We start from the raw sequence: 2720 nt of genomic DNA on the forward strand, positions 1-2720 counted from the left end.
CTGCCGGCCCCGGCCCCGTACGCCGGAGCCCCGCTCCCCTTCGTGCGGGGGCGGGGCTCAAGGCTGCGGCGTTGTCGGGCTAAGGCGTGCGGACGCGCAAGGCGCGTGACAGGTCGTCCAGCTGGTCGACCAGCTTGCGGCGCAGGGCCGGCGTCAGCCCGGACCCGGACCCGGTTCCGGCGAGGCACCGCTCGCCCAGCGACAGGGTCTCCGGAGCGATGGCGTACGCGGGGAACGCCCACCGCCCGGCCGCCTCGGCGATCGCAGGCCCCCGGCGAGCGGCGAGCACGACCGCGTCCTCGAAGTACCGCGGCACGTACTCGCGTACCAGATCGGCCTGTTCGGGCTGCCAGAACCCGCGGGCGGTGGCGGTGAAGAGGTAGTTGGACAGGTCGTCGCCGGCGAACATGGCCTCCCAGGCGGCCCGCTTGGCGGCCGGGTCGGGCAGCGCGGCGCGGCAGCGGGCGGCGCCCTCCTGGCCGGTGGCGCTGGGGTCCTGAACGAGTTCGGCCTCGATGACGGCGTCGTCGACGGCGCCGAGGACGGCGAGCCGGCCCAGAATGCGCCAGCGCAGCTCGGGGTCGAGCTCCGGTCCGCCGGGGACGGTGCCCTCGGAGATCCACGCGCTGATGGTGTCGGGCCGGGCGGCGACGTCGATGAAGTGGCGTACGGCGACGAGGCGCAGTCCGGGGTGGTCGCCGTCCTCGGTGCGCCGGATCAGGTCGCGGCACAGGGAGCTGAGGGTGGCGAGGGCGTCGGGCCGCTCGTGCGCGGGCAGGTAGCGGTCGGCGACCTGCGTGGCGGCGAAGGTGAGGACGCCCTGGACGACGGCGAGGTCGGTCTCCTCGGGCAGGTGGGCCCTGGCTGTCTCCAGGTAGGCGGTGGGGGCGAGGTCCCCGTCGCGGACCATGTCGCGCAGGGTGTTCCACAGGACGGCGCGGGTGAGCGCGTCGGGGACGCCGGAGATGCCGCGCAGGGCGATCTCCTCGGACAGGTCGTCGAGGCGGACCTTGGCGTAGGTGAGGTCGAGGTCGTTGGGGACGACGAGGGCGGGCCGGGTGCCGTGGCGGGGCTCGGCGGGCACGGACGGGTCCTGCGGGAGGTCGGTCTCGTACCGTTCGCGCAGGGCGAGCGTGCGGCCGTCGTTGAGGTCGCGGTCGTAGACGCCGACGGTGACGCGGTGGGGGCGGCTGCCGTCGCGGTCGACGGCGAGGGTCCACTGTCCGGGTTCGGTGGTGACGGCCGCGGTGAGGGTGTCGACGCCGGTGGTGCGCAGCCAGGCGTCGGCCCAGGCGTGGACGTCGCGTTCGGTGCCGGCGGCGAGGGACTCGATGAAGTCGGCGAGGGTGGCGTTGCCGAACCTGTGGCGGGCGAAGTGGGTGTTGATGCCGATGAGGAAGTCCTTCTCGCCGAGCCAGGCGACGAGTTGGCGCAGGGCGGAGGCGCCCTTGRCGTAGGAGATGCCGTCGAAGTTGAGGAGGGCGGAGGCGGTGTCGGGGACGGCCTCGGGGGGTGGGTGGAGGGGCGCTGGTCGGCGTCGTAGCCCCAGGCCTTGCGGACGATGCCGAAGTCGGTCCAGGTGTCGGTGAAGCGGGTCGCCTCGGTGAGGGTCTGGTAGCCCATGTACTCGGCGAAGGACTCGTTCAGCCAGATGTCGTCCCACCAGCGCAGGGTGACGAGGTCGCCGAACCACATGTGGGCCATCTCGTGGGCGATGACCATGGCGCGGGTCTGGCGTTCGGTGTCGGTGACGGCGGAGCGGTAGACGAAGTCGTCGCGGAAGGTGACGAGTCCGGGGTTCTCCATGGCGCCGGCGTTGAACTCGGGGACGAACGCCTGGTCGTAGGAGTCGAAGGGGTAGGGCTCCTCGAACTTCTCGTGGTAGCGGTCGAAGCAGGCGCGGGTGACGTCGAGGATCTCGTCGGCGTCGGCGTCGAGGTAGGGGGCGAGGGAGCGGCGGCAGTGGATGCCGAAGGGCAGGCCGCGGTGTTCGGTGCGCACGGAGTGCCAGGGTCCGGCGGCGACGGCGACGAGGTAGGTGGAAATGGGCGGGGTGGGTGCGGCCTGCCAGTGGCCGTCGCCGTCGTGGGTGGTGACGGTGTTGGTGAGGACGGTCCAGTCGTCGGGGGCCGTGACGGTGAGTTCGAAGACCGACTTGAGGTCGGGCTGGTCGAAGGCGGCGAAGACGCGCTGGACGTCGTCCATGAACATCTGGGTGTAGAGGTAGGTCTCGCCGTCGGCGGGGTCGGTGAAGCGGTGCATGCCCTCGCCGGTGCGGGAGTAGTGCATGGCGGCGTCGACGCGCAGTTCGTGCTCGCCCGCGGTGAGGCCGGTGAGGGGCAGCCGGTTCTCGTGGAGGGTGGCCGGGTCCAGGGGGTGTCCGTCGAGGGTGGCGGAGCGCAGTTCGGCGGGCTTGAGCTCGACGAAGGTGTCCTGGCCGACGAGGTCCTCACGTACCGCGAAGGTGATGGTGGTGAGGGAGTCGAAGGTGTCGTCGCCGCGCGTCAGGTCGAGGGCGATCCGGTAGCGGTGGACGTCGAGGAGTGTGGCACGGGTCTGCGCTTCGTCGCGCGTCAGTACGGACATGGATGCCATGCTGCCTGATGGGCGGGGTCCGGCACAGGGCGGCCCGTTCCACCGGCTGTGCGCCCCCCCCCAGTCCCGTACGCGCCCGTGCGCGGGTGCGGGCAGGGATGTGGGGGGGGCGCACAGCCGGTGGA

Annotated in this window: 1 pseudogene; it reads right to left on the reverse strand. The window is 72.3% G+C overall.

Features of this window, described 5'->3' with window-relative positions:
- Positions 1 to 79: 79 nt before the first annotated feature.
- Positions 80 to 2595, reverse strand: a pseudogene (gene pepN, locus FGF04_RS22645) (aminopeptidase N).
- Between the last annotated feature and the right edge of the window lie 125 nt (positions 2596 to 2720).

Source organism: Streptomyces apricus (assembly GCF_008369065.1).
Classification (GTDB): Bacteria; Actinomycetota; Actinomycetes; order Streptomycetales; family Streptomycetaceae; genus Streptomyces; species Streptomyces apricus.